This is a genomic window from Arthrobacter sp. UC242_113 (genome assembly GCF_044054585.1).
Taxonomy (GTDB): Bacteria; Actinomycetota; Actinomycetes; order Actinomycetales; family Micrococcaceae; genus Arthrobacter.
Window position 1 is genome coordinate 2,923,995 of record NZ_CP171968.1, and the last position, 19,385, is coordinate 2,943,379.

Here is a 19,385-nt window from a genome sequence, read left to right on the forward strand (position 1 = left end):
TAGCAGGTGAGGGCGTTCTGAGGGTTCAGAACGCCCTCAGCTGCTACGAACTTGGGTGCGGTTACTTTTTGCGGCCGAATTTGGGCAGGTTGGCCAGCAGGTCGGCGGCCTTCGTCGCGGCGCGGCCCACGGTGCGGCCGATCTGCTGCGGGACGGTGTCGTCCTGGCCGGCGCTTCCGGGCACCGGTCCGCCGGGTACCACGACGGCGGGACTCAGCTGGCCGCTCGCCGGCCGCCCGTGTGCGTGGGTCGCGTCGTCCGCCGTGCTTCCGGCATGTGCCGCGGCAGTTGCGGCAAAGGCGTCCGGGACTTCCGCGGCGGGGCTGGCCGCGGCGGGCGCAGGACTTCCGGCCGGCGTTGCGGCGGAGGCGGCGGCCGCGCGTGCAGCTCCGGCCTGGGCTTCCTCGGCCTCCTGGGGTGCGGCGTCAGGTGACGCCGCGGCGGAAGCCGCGCGTCCGACGTCGAACGTCTCCAGCCAGCTGGCCACACCTGCCAGCGGTTTGCGATTGAGCGCGTAGTAGCGCTTCTGGCCCTGCGCGCGCATGCTCACCAGGTCGGCTTCACGCAGCACCTTGAGGTGTTTGGAGATGGTGGGCTGGCTGGCGTCGAGCTCCTCGACCAGCTCCCCCACTGCTTTGTCCCCCGACTGGAGGGACACGAGAATGTCGCGCCGCGTTGCCTCCGCAATGACGGCAAATACGTCGTCTGTCACCATGAGACCCACCCTAGCGACATATACGCCGAATGGCATCTACTATTTCGTCCGTGGCTGGCCCCGTTAAGAAAAGGGAACTAGTCGAACCAGGAACTAGTCGAACCAAGGGTCCAGGCCGTACAGCGGGAAGACTTCCTTGCGCGTGGCCATCACGGTCCGGTCGATGTCGTCGTTGGGATCGAAGCCCACCTCCCACGACCGCCACCAGACGTCGGCATCGTCGCCCATGCTCTCCGGCGTGTCAACGCCGTAACGCTCCTGCACGTACGTCCGCCACGCCTCCGGCACGGGGGTACGCAGCGGCACCGGCCGGTTAGCAGCGATGCCGATCAGGTGGCTCCACGTCCGCGGCACAACGCCCGTGATGTGGTACCCGCCGCCGCCGGTGGCGATCCAGCGGTTTCCGCAGTACCGGGCGGCGAGGCTCGCGACGGCGGTGGCGGCCTCGCGCTGTCCGTCCACACTCACGTTGAGATGGGTCAGGGGATCAAGCCGGTGGGAGTCGCAGCCGTGCTGGCTGACGATGACCTCGGGCGCGAAGGCGCCCACCAGCTGCGGGACCACGGCGTGGAACGCCCGCAGCCAGCCGGCGTCACCCGTTCCTGCAGGCAGTGCCACGTTCACGGCGCTGCCCAGGGCCCCGGGGCCGCCGATCTCGTTGGCGAAGCCGGTGCCGGGGAACAGGGACATGCCGGTTTCGTGCAGCGAGATGGTGAGGACGCGGGGGTCGTCCCAGAAGATGCTCTGCGTCCCGTCCCCGTGGTGGGCGTCGACATCGATATATGCCACCCGCTGCACACCGCCGTCGAGCAGTTTCCGGACTGCCAATGCGGCATCGTTGTAGACGCAGAAGCCACTGGCCCGGTCCCGGGACGCGTGGTGGAGGCCGCCGCCGAAGTTCACGGCCCGGACCGCCGAGCCGTCCAGGATCGAGCTCGCCGCGAGGAGGGAGCCGCCGGCAAGGCGCGCCGCAGCCTCGTGCATCCCGGCGAACGCGGGATCGTCCTCGGTGCCCAGCCCGTAGGACTCGTCCGCCGCGGCGGGGTTGTCGCTGGCCCGGCGCACCGCGGCCACGAAGTCGGGGCTGTGCACGGTGGTGAGCTCGCCGTCGTCGGCCACGTCCGGGGCAGCCAGGGTGACGTGCCCCAGATCCAGCAGGCCAAGGCTGCCGGCCAGCCGCGCTGTCAGGTCCAGGCGCTCCGGCGCCATAGGGTGGCCAAGACCGAAGTTGTACGCCGTCATGGCGGCGTCCCACACCACCGTCGTTGGCAGTGCGGGGAGGCTGAGTCCGGGCTGGAGTGTCATCACTCACAGGCTACCGGAGCCCCGTCTGTTCCCAGGCCCGGCCACGGCGCGGTGTTTAGTGGTTTACTACTGGAGGAAGCAGAGTCAATCGAGGAACAGCCGCACATGACCCAAAGCCAGTCGAGGTCCAAGAGCCCGGCCAGCTGGCAGCTCGCACCGCCGGAGCGTGAGGGCCTGTGGATATTCACGGGCATCCGTGACTTCATCGATGACATTGCGAACACATCGCCGGCCCGTCTTGCCCTGAGCGCGTTCGTGGTGGTCATCGTCCTCTTCACCGCCCTCCTGTCGCTGCCGGCCTCCTCGGCAACCGGTGACTTCACCCCGCTCCACCAGTCCCTCTTCACCGCCGTCTCGGCCGTCTGTGTCACGGGCCTGACCGTGGTGTCCACCGCCGTGCACTGGTCCTTCTTCGGCCAGCTGATCATCCTGGTCGGCATTTTCGTCGGCGGCCTCGGCACGCTGACGCTGGCCTCGCTGCTGGCCCTCATGGTGAGCAAGAAGCTGGGGGTCAGGGGCAAGCTCATCGCCCAGGAGGCCATGAACAACGCGGGCCGGCTCGGTGAGGTGGGTACGCTGCTGCGGATCGTCATCACCACCTCGGTGGTCATCGAGGCCGTCCTCGCGGTCGCCCTGATTCCGCGCTTCATGGTCCTCGGCGAGCCTTTCTGGCAGTCCGTCTGGCACGGCGTCTTCTACTCGATCTCGTCCTTCAACAACGCCGGGTTCACCCCGCATTCAGATGGCATCGTCCCCTACGAAACGGACCTCTGGATCCTCATCCCGCTCATGCTCGGCGTGTTCCTCGGCAGCCTCGGCTTCCCCGTCGTCATGGTGCTGCAGCAAAACGGGCTGAACTGGAAAAAGTGGAACCTCCACACGAAGCTCACCATCCAGGTTTCGTTCATCCTGCTCGCGGCCGGAACCGTGCTGTGGGCGCTCATGGAGTGGGACAACGCCCGGACCATCGGCGGCATGGATCTCGGCGACAAGATCACGCACTCGCTCTTCGCCTCCGTCATGACGCGCTCGGGCGGGTTCAACCTGGTGGACCAGAACCAGATGGAATCCACCACCATGCTGCTCACGGATGCCCTCATGTTCGCCGGCGGCGGCTCCGCTTCGACGGCCGGCGGCATCAAGGTCACCACCATCGCCGTCATGTTCCTGGCCATCATCGCCGAAGCCCGCGGCGACGCGGACGTCAAGGTTTACGGCCGCACCATCCCGGAGGGCACCATGCGCGTGGCCATCTCGGTGATCGTGGCCGGCGCAACGCTGGTGTCCGCGTCCGCATTCCTGCTCCTGCACATCAGCGGCGCATCCCTCGACCGGGTGCTGTTCGAAACGATCTCAGCCTTCGCCACGGTCGGCCTCAGTACAAACCTCAGCGCCGAACTGCCGCCGGAGGGCGTGTATGTGCTGTCGGCCCTGATGTTCGCAGGCCGCGTCGGCACCGTCACGCTTGCCGCTGCCCTGGCCCTGCGCCAGCGCAGCCAGCTGTACCACTACCCGGAAGAGAGGCCAATCATTGGCTAATTCGTCAGGCGCTCCCAACCGCCCCGCCCACAACGCGCCGGTACTGGTGATCGGGCTGGGCCGCTTCGGTTCCTCCACGGCCGAGCAGCTGGTCAAGCAGGGCCGTGAGGTGCTGGCCATCGAACGCGACAGGTCCCTGGTCCAGAAATGGTCACCCGTTCTGACCCATGTCGTGGAGGCGGACGCCACCAACATCGACGCGCTGCGCCAGCTGGGCGCACAGGAGTTCAGCTCGGCCGTGGTGGGTGTAGGGACGTCCATCGAGTCCTCGGTGCTCATCACCGTGAACCTGGTGGACCTGGGCATCGAGCACTTGTGGGTCAAGGCCATCACGCCCTCGCACGGCAAGATCCTCACCCGCATCGGCGCCAACCACGTCATCTACCCGGAGGCCGACGCCGGCGTCCGCGCGGCGCACCTGGTCTCCGGGCGCATGCTGGACTTCATCGAGTTCGACGACGACTTTGCGATCGTGAAGATGTATCCCCCGCGTGAAACGGTCGGTTTCACGCTGGACGAGTCCAAGGTCCGGTCCAAGTACGGCGTGACCATCGTGGGCGTGAAGTCCCCGGGCGAGGACTTTACGTACGCCCGCCCCGAGACCAAGGTGTCCGCCCGCGACATGCTGATCGTGTCCGGCCATGTGGACCTGCTGGAGCGGTTCGCCGCCCGGCCGTAGCGGCGGCGAGGTAAGTAACACGCCCGACGACGGCGCCTCCCGCCGTCGTGCCCAACGTACCGCCCGCCGTCGGGAGTTTTTGTCCAGATATTGGGCCCAAAAGGGCCTTTAAGTCGCGGTATCTGGACAAAAACTCCAATGCAAGAGGTGCGGGCGGGGACTAGCCGAGCTGCTTGGTGATCTCGGCGGAGCGGTCGGCCGCGGCGCGGGCGCCCGCGGCGATGATGGCCGGCAGGCCGCGGTCATCGAACGTGGCGATCGCCCGCTCGGTGGTGCCGTTCGGGCTCGTCACGGCTTTGCGCAAGGCCGCCGGTTCGGCGCCGGGTTCCGCCAGCATGAGGCCGGCTCCCGCCACGGTTTCCCGGGCCAGCAAGAGCGCCAGTTCCTCGTCAAGGCCCAGTTCAACGCCGGCGGCGGCCATGGCCTCGGCCAGGTAGAACGCGTAAGCCGGACCGGAACCGCTGATGGCGCCGAGGGCGTCCACCTGCTCCTCCGGGATTTCGACGACGGTTCCCACCGCGCCGAGTATGTCTTTCGCCCGCTGGAGCTGCTCCGGCGAGCAGTGAGTGCCCGCAGACACCGAGACCACGCCGTGGCCAAGCTTCGCCGGAGTGTTGGGCATCGTCCGGATCACCGGCTGGCCCGCGGGCAGGGCAGCTTCGAGCTGGGCGATGGAAACGGCCGCAGCAACGCTGATGACGATCGTCTCCGGGGAAAGTGAGCCACTGACTTCGCGGGCCAGTTCGGCGATCCCCACGGGCTTCACGCCGAGAATCACGATGCCAGCCCCCTTTGCCGCCTGCTTGTTGTTGTCGGGTTCTTCGCTGCCGGCGATGGCCGTGATGCCGGAGTGCCGTTCGGCCAGCTCGGCAGCCCGTTCCGCGCGCCGGACGGTGGCCACGATTTCCATGGGATCCGTGCCGCTCTCCAACAGGCCGCCCAGGATGGCCTCGTTCATTGATCCACAGCCAAGAAATGCGATTCGGTTGCTCATTGCTCCATCATTGCAGTTCATCGCGCCGGATGCAGACCGTGGCCATTCACAGGAAGCGCACATGTTGGTCGAAGCATTCACACACCTTCGCCCCATACCTTAGGTAGTACCTCATTGAGGGTGCGAGTGATGAAGCAAGCATGGGGATGCTTGTCAGGCACCGACGGTCTGCAGTGGTTTTGCCCATTTTTCTGCAGCAGGCCGTCGGTGTCTTTGCTTTTAAAGGCCCGTTGCGTTGAGCCGGTGTCCGGCGGCCGACAGATTCCCAGCCGGCTTTCAGGTAAATCCCCCAGAACGTCCATACTCCCCCGTTAGAGTTGAAAACGCCTCACAGGTGCGAGTGATGGAGCCGGTCCTTCGGGACGGGCGCGGCGCCGGTCGGTTGCAGAAGTGTTCCCCCCAGCTTCTTCTGCGTAACCGGCCGGCGCTTGCTCGTTAACGCGGCGGCGAGGGGCCGCGGCACGCAAACCCTAGATGGCTGGCAGCGCGGAAACCTGCGCGACGTCCACGTGCGGTGCAGGTTCCAGCGGGCCGTCGACCACCAGCTGGTCGAGCCGGCGGAGGATGAGGCCCTCGCGCAGCGCCCAGGGGCAGATCTTGATCTTCTTGTACTCAAAGAGTTCCAGCGCCGCTTCAGCCACCAGAGCACCGGCGAGCAACTGGTTGGCACGCGCCTCGGAGACGCCCGGCAGGTGCAGCCGGTCTTCGGTCTTCATGGCAGAGATCCGCTGCGCCCAGATGCCTAGGTCCGTCCGGTTCAGGTCGCGCTTGACGTACGGGCCTGCGGCGCTCGGGGCCGCCCCGGCAATCCGCGCCAGGGAGCGGAACGTCTTCGAGGTGCCGGCCAGGACGTTCGCCCTGCCCACCTCGTTGAAGTTGCGCACCACCGGCTTGAGGGTGGCCCGGATGTAGCGGCGCAGTTCCTTGACACTCTTCGCGGAGGGCGGATCCTCGTCCAGCCAGTCCCGGGTCAGCCGGCTCGCACCGAGGGGCACGGAGGTTGCCAGTTCCGGCAGTTCGTCCTGCCCCAGTGCCATTTCGAAGGAACCGCCGCCGATGTCGAAGTTCAGGACGGTGCCGGCGCCCCAGCCATACCAGCGGCGGACTGCGAAGAACGTCATGGACGCTTCCTCGCTGCCCGTGAGTTCCTGCAGCGTCACGGTGGTTTCGTGCTTCACCCGCGCCAGCACCGCGGGTCCGTTGGTGGCCTCGCGAATGGCCGACGTACAGAAGGCCAGCAGGTCGTCGGCCTTGTGCCGCGCCGCGAACTCCCAGGCCTCGAGCACGAACTCCGTGAGCTCGTGCTGGCCGGCGTCGGTGATGTTGCCGTCCTCATCGAGGTACTGAACCAGGGACAGGGGGCGCTTGTGCGAGGCGAACGGCACAGGCCGCGCGCCGGGGTGGGCATCCACCAGCAGGAGGTGGACAGTGTTGGAACCGATGTCGAGGACGCCTAGCCGCATCCTGCCATTATTCCTCCCGCCGGCGCAGCAGACGCAACCTGTCGCTTACATTGCGGGCTTGAGTGCGCGGACGGCCGCGCGGGCTATTCGCCCTCGAGGCCCGCCGGGTTGGGGTCCACTTCATCGGCGCGCTTGAAGTCGCGCTTGATGTTGGCGATGCCCTCGGGATTGATCTCGAAGCCATAGGCCGCACCCGGGTTGATGACCATTCCCAGCTCATCGCCGATGTTGGCGATGATCGCCGCGCCCTGGGTGCCCAGCACGTTCGGAGCGGCCTCCAGGTACTGCGAGTCCACCCGGCTGGGGTGCGAGAACACCGCGAGGACCGGCTGGCCGTCCGCGTTGCCCAGCACCAGCGGCTCAACCTGGGAATCCTCGCCCTCAAGCGCGTCGGAACTGATGATGTAGACCTCGTTGTTGAGGAACGACAGGATGACGTCCACCGGATCGGCGTCCGGCTGGCCGCCCTGGGCCAGCTTCTCCTCAAGGTCGTTCAGCGGCGTGGTGTCTGCGGGTTCCGGCTGTTCAGTCATGCATCTACTCGACCACGTCGCAGGGCACGACGCAATTCCCGCCTACTTCTTCGCTGCGGCCTTCTTCGCCGGGGCCTTGCGCGTGGTGGTGCGCTTGACCGGGCCCTTGGCCCGCTTTTCGGCGAGGAGTTCGACGGCGCGTTCCCGGGTCAGTTCCTCCAGCGCCGTGTCGCGGGGCACGGTGATGTTGGTGATGCCGTCGGTGATGTAGGGACCGAAGCGGCCCTCCTTCACCACGATGTTCTTCTCCGACACCGGGTCGGGACCGAACTCGGCGAGCGGCGGCACGGCCGCGCGGGCACCGCGCTGCTTGGGCTGGGAGTAAATCTCCAGCGCCTGCTCCAGCGTGATGGTGAAGATTTCCTCTTCGGAGCCGATGGACCGCGAGTCCGTGCCCTTCTTCAGGTACGGGCCGAACCGGCCGTTTTGCACTGTGATCGGGTTGCCCTCGGCGTCCTGGCCGAGCACCCGGGGAAGGCTCATCAGCTGCAGCGCCTCGTCGAGGGTGACAGCGTCCACGGTCATGGACTTGAACAGCGATCCGGTGCGCGGCTTGGCCTTGACGGGCTTCTTCGGCGGCTTGGGCTTGCCGTTCTTGTAGTACTCCACGGGCTGGTTGGCCAGCTGTTCCTCCGTCATCTCCGGGATGATCTCGGTGACGTAGGCGCCGTACCGGCCGTTCTTGGCAACAACCGTGTGGCCGGTGTGGGGATCAGCGCCCAGGACGCGTTCCTCAGGAGCGGCCGTTTCCATGAGCTCTACTGCCTTCTGTGCAGTGAGCTCGTCCGGAGCGAGGTCTTCCGGCACGTTGGCGCGGGCGGACTCCACCACTTCGCCGGTCTTCGGGTCGACCGTGGGCAGGGAGCTCTCCAGGTAGGGACCGAACTTGCCGACGCGCAGCGTGATGCCGTCCGCGATGGGCACGGAGTTGATCTCGCGGGCGTCGATCTCGCCCAGGTTGTTCACGATGCTCAGCAGGCCGGGGTCCGCGTCTTCACCGTAGTAGAAGTGCTTGAGCCAGGCGGCACCCGCGGCCTGGCCGTTGGCGATCTTGTCCAGGTCACCTTCCATGTCGGCCGTGAACTCGTAGTCCACATAGTCCGTGAAGTGCTGCTCAAGGAGCCGCACCACGGAGAACGCGATCCAGCTCGGCACCAGCGCCGAGCCCTGCTTCCGTACGTAGCCGCGGTCCTGGATGGTGGAGATGGTGGAGGCATAAGTGGACGGGCGTCCGATGCCCTTCTTTTCCAGCTCGGCGGTCAGCGAGGCTTCCGTGTAGCGCGGCGGCGGCGAGGTCTCGTGGCCGACGGCGATGATCTCCGAGGCGGCCAGGCCGTCACCCTTGGCGACGTTCGGAAGGCGGCGGGCCTCGTCGGAGTCGTCGTCGCCGCGGCTTTCGTCCTTGCCCTCTTCATAGGCGGCCAGGAAGCCGGGGAACGTGATGACCGTACCGGAGGCGGAGAACTCGGCGTCGCGGCCGTCGGCGGCCACTGCCCCCAGCCGGATGGTGGCGGTGGACCCCTTGGCGTCGCCCATCTGGGAGGCGACGGTGCGCTTCCAGATCAGCTCATACAGGCGGAATTCGTCGCCGCTGAGCTGCTTGGCAACCTGGGCCGGAGTGCGGAACGAGTCACCGGCGGGACGGATGGCCTCGTGGGCCTCCTGCGCGTTGGCGGCCTTGCTGGTGTAAACGCGGGGCGACTGCGGAACGTACTCGGGGCCGTACAGCTCGGCAGCCTGCCGGCGCGCGGCCGTGACGGCCTCGTCACTCAGCGCCGAGGAGTCCGTACGCATATAGGTGATGTAGCCGTTCTCATACAGCCGCTGGGCGATCTGCATGGTGCTCTTGGACGAGAACCGCAGCTTGCGGCCGGCCTCCTGCTGCAGCGTGGAGGTGGTGAAGGGCGCGGCAGGGCGGCGCGTGTACGGCTTGGTGTCCACCGAACGGACCCGGAAATCGGCGTCCTGCAGGGCGGCGGCCAGCGAGGTGGCGAGTTCCTCGTTGAGGTGCGCAACATTGCGCGAGGTGAGTACGCCGTCGTCGTTAAAGTCCCGGCCGGTGGCCACCTTGGCGCCGTCAACGACGGCGAGTTTGGCTTTGAAGGAGCCGGAATCGGCGCCGAACTGACCGGTCAGGTCCCAGTAGGACGCGGACCTGAACGCCATGCGCTCGCGTTCGCGGTCCACCACCATGCGTGTGACCACGGACTGCACGCGGCCGGCGGACAGTCCCCGCGCCACCTTGCGCCACAGCACCGGGGAGATCTCGTAGCCGTAGAGGCGGTCCAGGATGCGGCGGGTTTCCTGCGCATCGACCAGGGCGGCATCGACGTCGCGCAGGTTGTCCATGGCGCGGTGGATGGCTTCCTTGGTGATTTCGCCGAAGGTCATCCGGTACACGGGGACCTTGGGCTTCAGGACCTCCAGGAGGTGCCACGCGATGGCTTCGCCCTCGCGGTCCCCATCGGTTGCGAGATAGAGCGCGTCGGCGTCTTTGAGCTGGGCCTTGAGCTCGGCCACCTTTTTCTTCTTGTCCGGGGACACCACGTAATAGGGCTTGAAGTCGTTTTCGACGTCGACGGCGAACTTGCCCAGGGAGGTTTTCTTCAGTTCCGCGGGGAGCTCGGACGGCTGCGGCAGGTCGCGGATGTGACCGATGGAGGCCTCAACGATGAAGCCCTCGCCCAGGTACTTGGCGATGGTCTTGCTCTTGGCCGGAGACTCCACGATCACGAGTTTCTTGCCGGTTTTGGCCTTGCTTGGCACAGTGCTCCTACAGAAAAAGGTTGCTCGGGCAGATCAGCCCATACTGGCCTAGTTCACCATATTTTGCAGAATTCTGCGCTGTCATGTGGAAAACGGTGGCCCCCGTCACGGCCGCCGCAGCCTGCCGCCCGGTCGGGTCCCCGCGGGCCGGAACCGGCCCGTCCGCCGCTCCCGTCAGGTGCCGCCGTGGCCGCCGGAGGCCCCCGGCAGGGGACGGTCGTCCGGAATCATTGACCACATGGTGGCGATCCGCTCGGCGCCCGGCGGAATGCAGTTAGGATCCTCCAGCTCGTAGTCCCGGAGCAGCTCAAAGACCCTTTCCGTCAGTTCGCTGCACTGCTCGGCGGTCAGATAGAGAAGGTTGTTGGCGAGCAGCACGGCCGACGCCGGCTCGGCCGGCTCGCCGCGTTGGCGCTGTTCGTCGCGGGCCCGGGCATAGGAGGTGGCGCGGCGCCGGAATGCGTCCAGTTCGAGGTCGATCACCGCGAAGTCCGGCCCGGCCACCGCCCCGCCGGAGTTGATCGCAAAGTCGGTGCCCGCCGCCTTCCACCGGCGTTCGCGGGCGTCGGCCGACGCCTCGGCCGGGACCACGATGCCCCACTTCTGCAGTGCCCGCAGGTGGTAGCTCATTGCGCTGGGGGTGAGCCCGGTCTGCTGGGCAAGTTCCGTGGCGGTGCGGCTGGACTGGGTGGAGTACAGCTCGGAGATGACCTCCAGGCGGGCGGCATGGGCCAGGGCCCGGATCGCCTTGGGGTCGGTGATTTCCACCTTCTTTTCCGGCCGGTTCCTGCGGCGCGGCGCGGCTTCCGGCGCCGGTCCGGGGGACGGCGTGTCAGTACTCACTTCACCAGTTTACGCAGCACCAGGGGGCTCTGAAAGAAATGCTTGATATCCACGGCCCATGGCCGGCCCGGCTTGCCCCGGAAATACTAAGCATGCTTTGCTTAAATGCGTAAACAGACCTCCCGCAAGCAGTTCGCGGCGGGGCCGCCAGCGTTGGCAGCCCCGTGAGAAGCCCAAAGGATGACCATGATTACCCTCGATGAAGACGCTTTGATGCCGGCACGCCAGTCCGCCGGGGAAGTGACAGGCGCCAGCCTGGACACGGGCGCGGCCACCGACAGCCTCCTGCCGGCCGCAACGGGCACCCCGCGGCATTGCCGGCGGTCCATGAAGCGTCTGGATCAGGAATTCTCCCTGGAGATGGCGATTCGGGTGGACGGCCAGCGCCTGATCCGCTCGATGAAGGCGGTGGGCACCGCCGACGCTGTGACCTACCGCTGCATGTGCGGCTTCACCATCGACGTCCCTGCTCCCGGGATGGGCCGTGCCCTGATTAACTGAGTGCCTTCGCACTCCCATCGCGAAAAGCACAGCGCGAAAAGTACAGCGCCAAATGTACGGCGCCAAATGTACGGCGCCAAGAGTACAGCGCGAACGGACAGTTGCGGCCCCGGATCCGGAGAGATTCGGGGCCGCAACTGTCCGTTCGCGGGCTGGGCCTGCGTCAGTCCGGAGACGCGGGCAAAAGGAATCCGTCCCGGACCAGATTGGCCACTTCGGTGAGCAGAACAGCCCGGAAGGTCTCGCCGTCGAACCCCTCGGTTCCGCCCAGCAGCGCCTCAAGGGCGCCGATGATCTGACCGGCGGTCAGGTCGCCGTCGCACGCGGAGACAAAGCCCGCCAGTTCGGTGCTCAGCAGGTTGGTGCGGCGGAGGCCGGCTCCCTGGCGCAGCAGGATGACGCCGGGATGCACGGCACCGGGGCGCTGGTGGCGCTCCTCGGTGACGTCCTCGGCCACCAGAAGGTGGGCCGCGGAAACGTCGTGCTCCGCCACCCAGTCGGCCCGTTCCACCGCTGCAGCCAGGTGCGGGCCCACGGGCTGTTCAATCGGGTAGGTGATCTCCTCGAACCGGCGGATCCGCTGTTCACCGGCCGGCCGGCGGAGGAAGACCATGCCGAAGCCGATCCCGCCGACATTCCGCGACGCGAAGTCCGCGAGGTACGCGGCATAGGCCTCCTGGTAGTGCTTGCGGTCCCGGGTTTCGGAGGCGTCCTGCAGCCAGGTCTCGGCGTACTGTTCCGGCCCCACCTGTTCGCGCTGGATGAACCAGGCGTCCGTGTCCGGACCGGCCCAGCTTTGCGGCCGCTCATCCCACGCCGAGCCGTTCGGGATTTCCCAGTTGCCCAAAAGCTGGGCCGTTCCGCCCGGGGCGAGCACCTTGGGCAGGGAGCGGATGAGCGACGCGACGATGTCGTCCCCCGGCAGGCCGCCGTCGCGGTATGTGAACTGGTCCACCGCGGCCTCCCCCGCGGTGCGCGGTGTGATGACGAAGGGCGGATTGGACACGACGAGGTCAAAAACCTCGCCGGCAACAGGCTCGAGGAGCGATCCGATCCGCAGGCTCACCCGCTCTTCCGGCCGCGCCGGATCGATGGCCAGGGCTTCGGCGTTGAGCAGGACGTTGAAGCGCGTGAATGCGAGGGCGCGCTCCGAGATGTCCGTGGCGGTGACGTGGCCGCTTTGCTGCAGGAGATGGAACGTCTGGATGCCGCAGCCGGTGCCCAGGTCCAGCGCTCTTTCGGCGGGGCGGCGGATGGTGGTCTGGACAAGGGTGGTGGATGCCTGCCCGATGCCCAGGACGTGGTCGTGCCGCAGGACGCCGGGCCGCTGGTGCGCGGCGAGGTCGCTGGCCACCCAGATTTCGACGCCGCCGTTCCCGCCCGACTCCCAGCCGTAGGGGCGCAGGTCCGCTTCCGCGGCCACCTCGGTCCCGGTGGTTTTCGCCAGGCCAAGGGCCACCAGGCCTTCGGCGCGCGTCCGCGGCAGCGCGGCGTCGAGCACCCCCGCTTCCTGCGGAACGGCCAGAAGCCAGAAACGCACGACGGCGGCCAGCGCCGCGGTGCCCGGCTCGCCGGCGGCTGCTGCTTCAGTTGCGATCAGTGCCGGGATGAGCTGGTCCCGGTTCAGGGCCCCGTACGCCGAGCCTCCCAGCAGGTCCGCGACGCCTTCCAGGGTGTAGCCGACGTCGCGGAGGTCGGAGGCGAGGGCCCGCAGGAGGTCGGGCTGGTCGCTGCGCGGCGCGTCGGGAGTGTTGCCGGCGGTGAAGTGCGTTGGTTCGGTCACCGGCCAAGTCTATTTCCCGGCCGTGGCCGTGTGCCCCGACCCTCCCGGCTCCGCCGCACGCCTCAAGGCCTCTAGGGCTCCCGGCATTGCGCGGGGTGCCTGCTTTTTGTCCCCGCCTGATTATTGTCGGCGCCTGAAGCTACAGTTGGGCCATGCTCGGAACCCAGGCAGTGGCGGCCGATCCCGACTGGCTGCGGTACGCGGCGGCGTTCGCCCCGCTGCTGGCCGCCGTCATTGCCGGCTGGATCGCCTGGCGCACGCTCGCCCAGCGCCGCCAGGCGGACCGGCGTGACCAGTGGTGGAAACGGACGCAGTGGGCCATCGACCTTGCCATGGACCGCGATTTCAGCAGGGCCATCGTCGGCCTGGTCGCACTGAAGCACCTTGCGGCCAGTGACCTGTGCACGGACGAGGACTACGAGCTGCTGGACAAGATCGGCGGCGCCAAGATCGATGCCCTGACCCTGTCCGAGGAGAGCGCCAGGCGTGAGCCCGCGAAACCCCCGCCCACGGAACTGCAGCGGCCCGAACCGCAGCCCCCACACCACGAGACTGCGGTGCCGCCCGGCGCGGGACGGACCACGGTGATTCCCGTGACCCTGGAGTCCAGCGGCGAGCGTGTGCTGGCGACCTCCGAGGGCATGGCCAAGGTGCTGACTGAGGCAGACAGACTTGTCTCTTTTGTGGCCATGCGGCGGAGCGGGCGAAAAGGGACGGAAACCGGCGGCACCTCAAACGGGTAAGTTTGAAGTCATGCCTGACCGTTCCCCTCTGACGTCCCGTGCCCTGGGCGGGGCGGCCGCGTCCGCCGTCGTACTGCTGGCAACCGCTGCCTGCTCCCCCGTGGTGTCGATCGAAAATGCCGATGTTCCGCAGTGGCGGGCCACCGCCCTGCCCTCCGACGGCCAGGCAGTGCTGGAGGACTCCGGCAAGATCCTCAACCGGGACCGGATCATCCGGACGGCGGCCAGCGTCCCGGCGGGCGACTACACACTGACCATTACCTGCGACGGCGGCGGGAAGGCGTTCTTCGCGGTGACGCTCGCCGGCAAGGAACTGGCGGAAGCCGGAGCGGCCTGCAACGGCAGCAGAGAAACCGCGGAGATCACGGTACCGAAGGGCGGCCGGATGGAGATCAGCGCCTCCAGCGTGGACGCGCCGCTCCTGTACGCCTACCATCTGGTTCCAGCGCGCTAATCCGGACCCCACCGGTAGCGGGGCCGTGTGGACCCCGCAGCTCCGCACAGCCCGGCATAATTTTTTCCCGCGGCGGATTGCCATCTGTACCGGCGCCTCCGGCAAGCCTAAAGTCGGTGTATGCCCACGGTGCGGATGGCCTCCGCGCATAGTTTCCCGGGGCGGGCGCAACGCACGCGTTGGCTGCGGGCGCCGGCAGCCGCCGTCGTGCTTTTCCTTGTGCTGGTTGCCGCCGTCCTGGGCGGCTGTGAATACAGTTATGACGACGGCCGGGGCGAACTTCCAGACGCCCCTGCGGTGACAGACCCCGTGTTGCCGCGTGATCCGCTGGAGAACGAGCCGGTGTCGGGCGAGGAGCTCACCGAATGGGCGAAGGAAGTCATGCCTGACGCCGAGGGACAGGTTTTCAGCACGAACTACGGCAGCGTCGAGAGGGGACACAGCAAGACGGAGTCCACCGGCCAGCTGCCGAGCGGCACGTACTCCCTCACGCTCGCCTGCCGGAGCGAGCGCCGGGTCTCATTCACAGTCCGCGACGCCGAGTTCGCCCTGGTTGACCTGAGCCTCCGTTGCGGAACGTCCCGCGTCAATGTGGTGCACCTGTCCAAGGACTCCGTGCTTCGGCTGACGGTGGAGGTGCGCTCGGACGCCAATTTCGCCTACCGAATCAGCCGGATCTGACGCAACGGCTTTCCAGCCGACCCTTTAGTTCAGGCGGCGCAGCCGTCCCTTTAGTTCAGGCGGCGCAGCCGTCCCTTTAGTTCAGGCGGCGCAGCCGTCCCTTTAGTTCAGGCGGCGCAGCCGTCCGGGCAGCGCAGCGTCTCCGGGGTGGCCGCGCAAGCGGCGCAGTACAGGGTGAGCGTGCGGCAGCTCGGGTTCGAGCAGTTCTCGAACTTGCTCGTGGGCGCCTGGCACCGGACGCACTCGCCGATGGTCTTGGCATCTTCGCTGAATTCGAGGTGCATGCGCTTGTCGAAGACGTACAGGGAGCCTTCCCAGAGGCCCTGGTCCTTGAACTTTTCGCCGTAGCGCACGATGCCGCCGTCCAGCTGGTACACCTCGTTGAAGCCGCGGTTCACCATGAGGCTGGACAGCACCTCGCAGCGGATGCCTCCGGTGCAGTACGTGACGACGGGCTGGTCCTTGAGGTGGTCGTACTTGCCGGAGTCGAGCTCGGTAATGAAGTCGTGGGTGGTGGCGACGTCAGGGACAACGGCGTCCTTGAACTTGCCGATCTGCGCTTCAAAGGCGTTGCGGCCGTCAAAGAACACGACGTCCTGGCCGCCGGCCTTCCTCGCGTCGACGAGTTCGTGGAGTTCCTCCGGCGACAGATGCGTCCCGCCGCCCACGACGCCGTTGTCGTCCACCTTCAGTTCGCCGGGCGCACCGAAGGAGACGATCTCGTCGCGGACCTTGACGCTCAGGCGGGGGAAGTCCTCCGCACCGCCGTCGGACCACTTGACGTCGATGCCGTGGAAGCCCCGGTATTCACGGGTGGTTTTCACGTACTGCTTGACGGCCCCGATCTCCCCGCCGACGGTGGCATTGATGCCGTCCTTGGAGATGAGGATCCGTCCGGTCAGGCCGAGCTTTTCGCACAGGGCACGCTGCCAGAGCCGAACAGCGTCCGGGTCTGCGATGGGAGTAAAGCCGTAAAAGAGTACGATTCGGTTCAAAGCCACGTATTTAAGGGTACTTGGTGGCCGCCGGGGACGGATTCGGACCCGGGAAGAGCCTCCTATCACAATTGCATAAGCAACTGCCCAAGCCCTGTTGCTTATGACAGCGCTGGAATACTCTCATCACATGACGCCAGAAGCCATGGTTGGAGACATCACACATCTGCTTGAAGTCTGGGTAGCCGGTTGGGCTGGTTGCCGGGGCTATGAGACGCGCACCGAGGGACGGTTCCCCGCCGCCCTGCGTGCGGATACGACCGGGGACTGGGAATACTTCGCCTCTGATCCGACGGACGCCGAGTTCGCGGACCTGGCGGCAAAGACTGCCGAGGCCCCCAAGCGGGTCCTGACCATCCTGACCAATGATGTGGGGCGCTACAAGCTCCTGGCTGAACAACACAACCTCAACGCCACGTCAGCGTCCCAGACCATGATGGTCGTGGACATGGAAACCCAGGATTCCGAGGACCCGTGGCTCTCGGACGACGACCTGTCCCTGAAAACGTGGGAGTCAGACGGCGTCCACTTTGCCGAAGTACGGTCCGGCGACACGCTGGCCGTGAGCGGCCGCGTGGTGGTCATCAACGGCACTGCAGTGTTCGACAAAATCGTCACCGAACCCTCCTTCCAGCGCCGGGGCCTGGGCAGCTTCATCATGAAGGCGCTGGCGGCGCAGGCGTTTTCGCACGATGTGGAGGACGGCCTCCTATTGGCGTCCCTGGACGGGCAGAAGCTGTATTCACACCTGGGCTGGTCCTCGGTGTGCCACGTCCTGATGCTCTCCGCCTCTGATGAGGGCTCCGACCTCTCCGTGGTCTGACCCTCCCCTGCGTTTGCCCTGCCGGGTTCCGTCCCGGGCTGGCAGGCCTGTGCTGGCTACTGTTCCCTGTCCGCGCTGTTCCGTGCCTGTTCGCTGTTACCTGCCGGTTCGCTGTTCCGTGTCGGCGATTTTTGCCCGGATGAAACAATGTTGGGGTGAACCCCCATGACTCGCTGATTCCGTTGCTGGGCCGCGGCCCGGACCCGGAGCAGCTTCGGCATGTGCGGACCATTCCGGCCCGCAACGCCGTGCACGAACCGTGGCCGGCCTGGGCACATCCGGACCTGGTCGCGGCCTACGGCAAACTCGGCATCCACCAGCCCTACCGGCACCAGATCCGGGCGGCGGACATTGCCCACGGCGGCGGACACGTGGTGATTGCCACCGGGACCGCGTCCGGGAAATCCCTGGCCTACCAGCTGCCGGCGCTGGATGCGATTCACCGGTCCGAACTACGCGTCCTGTCGGACCCCGGAAAAATTCACGACGACGGCGCGGTGACGCTCTACCTCTCCCCCACCAAGGCGCTGGCTGCTGACCAGCTCGCGGCCATCCGGTCGCTGAAGTTGCCCACCGTGCGGGCTGAGACCTACGACGGCGACACCGACCAAGCCTCCCGCCGCTGGATCCGCGACCACGCAAACTTCATTCTGGCCAACCCCGACATGCTGCACTTCGGCATTCTGCCAAACCATGCATGGTGGGCCGGGTTCTTCCGCCGCCTGCGCTACGTGATCGTGGACGAGGCGCACAGCTACCGTGGTGTCTTCGGCTCCCACGTGGCCAACCTGATGCGCCGGCTGCGGCGCATCTGCGCCTACTACGCGGCCGACGGCAGCTCCGCCGGACCGGTGTTCATCGCGGCGTCCGCCACCGCTTCCGAACCGGAAAAGTCCTTTCGCCGGCTCATTGGCGCCCCCGTCCAGGCAGTCGCGGAAGACTCCTCGCCGCACGGGTCCACGACGGTGGCGTTCTGGGAACCCGCGCTCAGCGAGGTGCGCGGCGAAAACGGAGCCAAGGAACGCCGGACGGCGGTGGCCGAGACGGCCGACCTTCTCGCCAACCTTGTCTCGTCACGCGTCCGGACCATCGCGTTCATCAAATCCAGGCGCGGCGCCGAAACCATCTCTTCCATCACCAAGCGGCTCCTGGACGAAGTCGACCCGAGCCTGCCGCAACGGGTGGCGGCCTACCGCTCCGGATACCTCCCGGAGGAACGCCGCGCCCTGGAAAGGGCGCTGCGCACCGGGCAGTTGCTGGGCATTTCGAGCACTTCGGCCCTCGAACTGGGCATCGACATCTCGGGGCTCGACGCGGTGCTGGTGGCCGGCTGGCCCGGCACCAGGGCGTCCCTTTTCCAGCAGATCGGCCGGGCAGGCCGCGCCGGACAGGACGCCATCGCCGCCTTCGTGGCCAGCGATGATCCGCTGGACACCTACCTGGTCAATCATCCGGAGGCCATCTTCGATGTGTCCGTTGAGGCGACCGTGTTTGATCCGTCCAACCCCTATGTCCTGGGTCCGCACCTCTGTGCCGCGGCCGCTGAGCTCCCGCTTGGCGTGGCCGAGCTGCCGCTGTTCGGAGCCACGGCAGAGAAACTCCTTGGGCAGCTGGTGGCACAGGGGTACCTGCGGCGGCGCCCGGCCGGCTGGTTCTGGACCCACCCGCAAAGCGCGGCCGCCATGGTGAACCTGCGGGCCGACGGCGGCGGGCCGGTGAGCATCGTGGATGCCGACACGGGCTCGCTGCTGGGAACCATGGATTCGCCGCAGACGCATTACCAGGCCCACACGGGGGCCGTGTACGTCCATCAGGGCGCCAGTTACGTGGTGGAGGACCTGAACGAGGACGATCACTGCGTGGTGGTACGCCGGGCCAACCCCGACTACTACACGACTGCCCGGGACATCACGCAGATCGAGGTACTCGAGACCCAGCGGACGGAGCATTGGGGCGATGTCGCCGTGCACTTCGGCGACGTCAAAGTCACAACGCAAGTGGTCTCCTTTCAGCGGAAGGCCCTGATTTCCAATGAAGTCCTGGGCGAGGAACCCCTCGAACTGGGAGCCAGGGACCTGTTCACGAAGGCCGTGTGGTTTGTGGTGGAGAACCGGTCACTCACAGGCGCCGGACTCATCGAAGCGCAGTTCCCCGGAGCCCTCCACGCGGCCGAGCACGCCGCCATCGGCCTGCTGCCGCTGGTTGCCTCGAGCGACCGCTGGGACATCGGCGGGGTTTCGACCGCCATCCATGCCGACACCGGTGTGCCGACGATTTTCGTATACGACGGGCACGCTGGCGGTGCTGGCTTTGCGGAGCGGGGCTTCGAAAAAGCCAAGGTGTGGCTGTCGGCCACGCGGGACGCGATCGAGGCCTGCGAGTGCGAATCCGGATGCCCCTCCTGTGTCCAGTCGCCGAAATGCGGCAACAAAAACAACCCTTTGGACAAGGACGCGGCCGTCACGCTGATCGATGTCCTGCTGAGGGATGCGCGGGACGCGGCAGAGCCACAGGAATCCAGGGCTGACGCGGCGGCGCCGAACGTGGTCTAGGTAACGAACACGGTCT

The 19,385-nt window shown here is 66.9% G+C and carries 17 protein-coding genes; 8 read left to right on the forward strand and 9 right to left on the reverse strand.

Annotated elements, in window-relative coordinates:
* Nucleotides 1-61: 61 nt before the first annotated feature.
* Together ACHMXB_RS13315 and ACHMXB_RS13320 are read right to left on the reverse strand one after the other, a co-directional pair.
* Nucleotides 62-715 (reverse strand): ArsR/SmtB family transcription factor, encoded by a 654-nt coding sequence (locus tag ACHMXB_RS13315; protein ID WP_395398959.1) that lies wholly within the window; start codon nt 713-715, stop codon nt 62-64.
* A gap of 93 nt (nt 716-808) precedes the next feature.
* Complete coding sequence (locus ACHMXB_RS13320) at nt 809-2,020, reverse strand: acetoin utilization protein AcuC (RefSeq protein WP_395398961.1); 1,212 nt, start codon at nt 2,018-2,020, stop codon at nt 809-811.
* A 105-nt stretch (nt 2,021-2,125) separates the two neighbouring features.
* Here ACHMXB_RS13320 and ACHMXB_RS13325 point away from each other — a divergent pair, with 105 nt between their 5' ends.
* Both ACHMXB_RS13325 and ACHMXB_RS13330 read left to right on the forward strand, forming a co-directional pair.
* Nucleotides 2,126-3,559, forward strand: coding sequence for a TrkH family potassium uptake protein (locus ACHMXB_RS13325; protein ID WP_395398963.1), 1,434 nt, complete (start codon nt 2,126-2,128; stop codon nt 3,557-3,559).
* Nucleotides 3,552-4,238 carry a TrkA family potassium uptake protein gene (locus ACHMXB_RS13330; protein WP_003797805.1) on the forward strand — a complete coding sequence of 229 codons (687 nt, stop codon included), beginning with the start codon at nt 3,552-3,554 and terminating at the stop codon, nt 4,236-4,238. The genes ACHMXB_RS13325 and ACHMXB_RS13330 overlap by 8 nt, the downstream gene beginning before the upstream one ends.
* Nucleotides 4,239-4,398: 160 nt before the next feature.
* Here ACHMXB_RS13330 and proC read toward each other — a convergent pair whose 3' ends face one another.
* The 5 genes from proC to ACHMXB_RS13355 form a co-directional block, all read right to left on the reverse strand.
* Nucleotides 4,399-5,232, reverse strand: a complete 834-nt coding sequence (proC, locus tag ACHMXB_RS13335) for a pyrroline-5-carboxylate reductase (protein ID WP_395398965.1) — start codon at nt 5,230-5,232, stop codon at nt 4,399-4,401.
* A 470-nt stretch (nt 5,233-5,702) separates the two neighbouring features.
* Entirely contained in the window at nt 5,703-6,695 is a 993-nt protein-coding gene (locus ACHMXB_RS13340) for a Ppx/GppA phosphatase family protein (protein ID WP_395398967.1), read from the reverse strand.
* 83 nt (nt 6,696-6,778) lie between these two features.
* Nucleotides 6,779-7,228, reverse strand: coding sequence for an SseB family protein (locus ACHMXB_RS13345; RefSeq protein ID WP_190605106.1), 450 nt, complete (start codon nt 7,226-7,228; stop codon nt 6,779-6,781).
* Nucleotides 7,229-7,270: 42 nt separating this feature from the next.
* Complete coding sequence (gene topA, locus ACHMXB_RS13350) at nt 7,271-9,994, reverse strand: type I DNA topoisomerase (RefSeq protein WP_395398970.1); 2,724 nt, start codon at nt 9,992-9,994, stop codon at nt 7,271-7,273.
* A 174-nt stretch (nt 9,995-10,168) separates the two neighbouring features.
* Nucleotides 10,169-10,837, reverse strand: coding sequence for an ArsR/SmtB family transcription factor (locus ACHMXB_RS13355; RefSeq protein ID WP_395398972.1), 669 nt, complete (start codon nt 10,835-10,837; stop codon nt 10,169-10,171).
* Between the two features lie 186 nt (nt 10,838-11,023).
* On the opposite strand from ACHMXB_RS13355, the gene ACHMXB_RS13360 reads away from it, so the two are divergent.
* Complete coding sequence (locus tag ACHMXB_RS13360; RefSeq protein WP_395398973.1) at nt 11,024-11,338, forward strand: hypothetical protein; 315 nt, start codon at nt 11,024-11,026, stop codon at nt 11,336-11,338.
* Between the two features lie 163 nt (nt 11,339-11,501).
* On the opposite strand, the gene ACHMXB_RS13365 is transcribed toward ACHMXB_RS13360, so the two are convergent.
* On the reverse strand, nt 11,502-13,121 hold the full coding sequence (locus tag ACHMXB_RS13365) for a methyltransferase (RefSeq protein ID WP_395398975.1): 1,620 nt from the start codon (nt 13,119-13,121) through the stop codon (nt 11,502-11,504).
* Between the two features lie 152 nt (nt 13,122-13,273).
* Here ACHMXB_RS13365 and ACHMXB_RS13370 point away from each other — a divergent pair, with 152 nt between their 5' ends.
* The 3 genes from ACHMXB_RS13370 (at nt 13,274) to ACHMXB_RS13380 (ending at nt 14,999) form a co-directional block, all read left to right on the forward strand.
* A complete protein-coding gene (locus tag ACHMXB_RS13370; RefSeq protein ID WP_395398977.1) occupies nt 13,274-13,864 on the forward strand; it encodes a hypothetical protein in 591 nt (196 codons plus the stop codon).
* Nucleotides 13,865-13,874: 10 nt separating this feature from the next.
* Nucleotides 13,875-14,318, forward strand: coding sequence for a hypothetical protein (locus tag ACHMXB_RS13375; RefSeq protein WP_395398979.1), 444 nt, complete (start codon nt 13,875-13,877; stop codon nt 14,316-14,318).
* A 120-nt stretch (nt 14,319-14,438) separates the two neighbouring features.
* Entirely contained in the window at nt 14,439-14,999 is a 561-nt protein-coding gene (locus ACHMXB_RS13380) for a hypothetical protein (RefSeq protein ID WP_395398981.1), read from the forward strand.
* Between the two features lie 107 nt (nt 15,000-15,106).
* On the opposite strand, the gene ACHMXB_RS13385 is transcribed toward ACHMXB_RS13380, so the two are convergent.
* Entirely contained in the window at nt 15,107-16,000 is an 894-nt protein-coding gene (locus ACHMXB_RS13385; protein ID WP_395398983.1) for a rhodanese-related sulfurtransferase, read from the reverse strand.
* A gap of 124 nt (nt 16,001-16,124) precedes the next feature.
* Here ACHMXB_RS13385 and ACHMXB_RS13390 point away from each other — a divergent pair, with 124 nt between their 5' ends.
* Together ACHMXB_RS13390 and ACHMXB_RS13395 are read left to right on the forward strand one after the other, a co-directional pair.
* Nucleotides 16,125-16,817 (forward strand): GNAT family N-acetyltransferase, encoded by a 693-nt coding sequence (locus tag ACHMXB_RS13390; RefSeq protein WP_111902120.1) that lies wholly within the window; start codon nt 16,125-16,127, stop codon nt 16,815-16,817.
* A 155-nt stretch (nt 16,818-16,972) separates the two neighbouring features.
* Nucleotides 16,973-19,369 carry a DEAD/DEAH box helicase gene (locus ACHMXB_RS13395; RefSeq protein ID WP_395398985.1) on the forward strand — a complete coding sequence of 799 codons (2,397 nt, stop codon included), beginning with the start codon at nt 16,973-16,975 and terminating at the stop codon, nt 19,367-19,369.
* Nucleotides 19,370-19,385 lie beyond the last annotated feature (16 nt).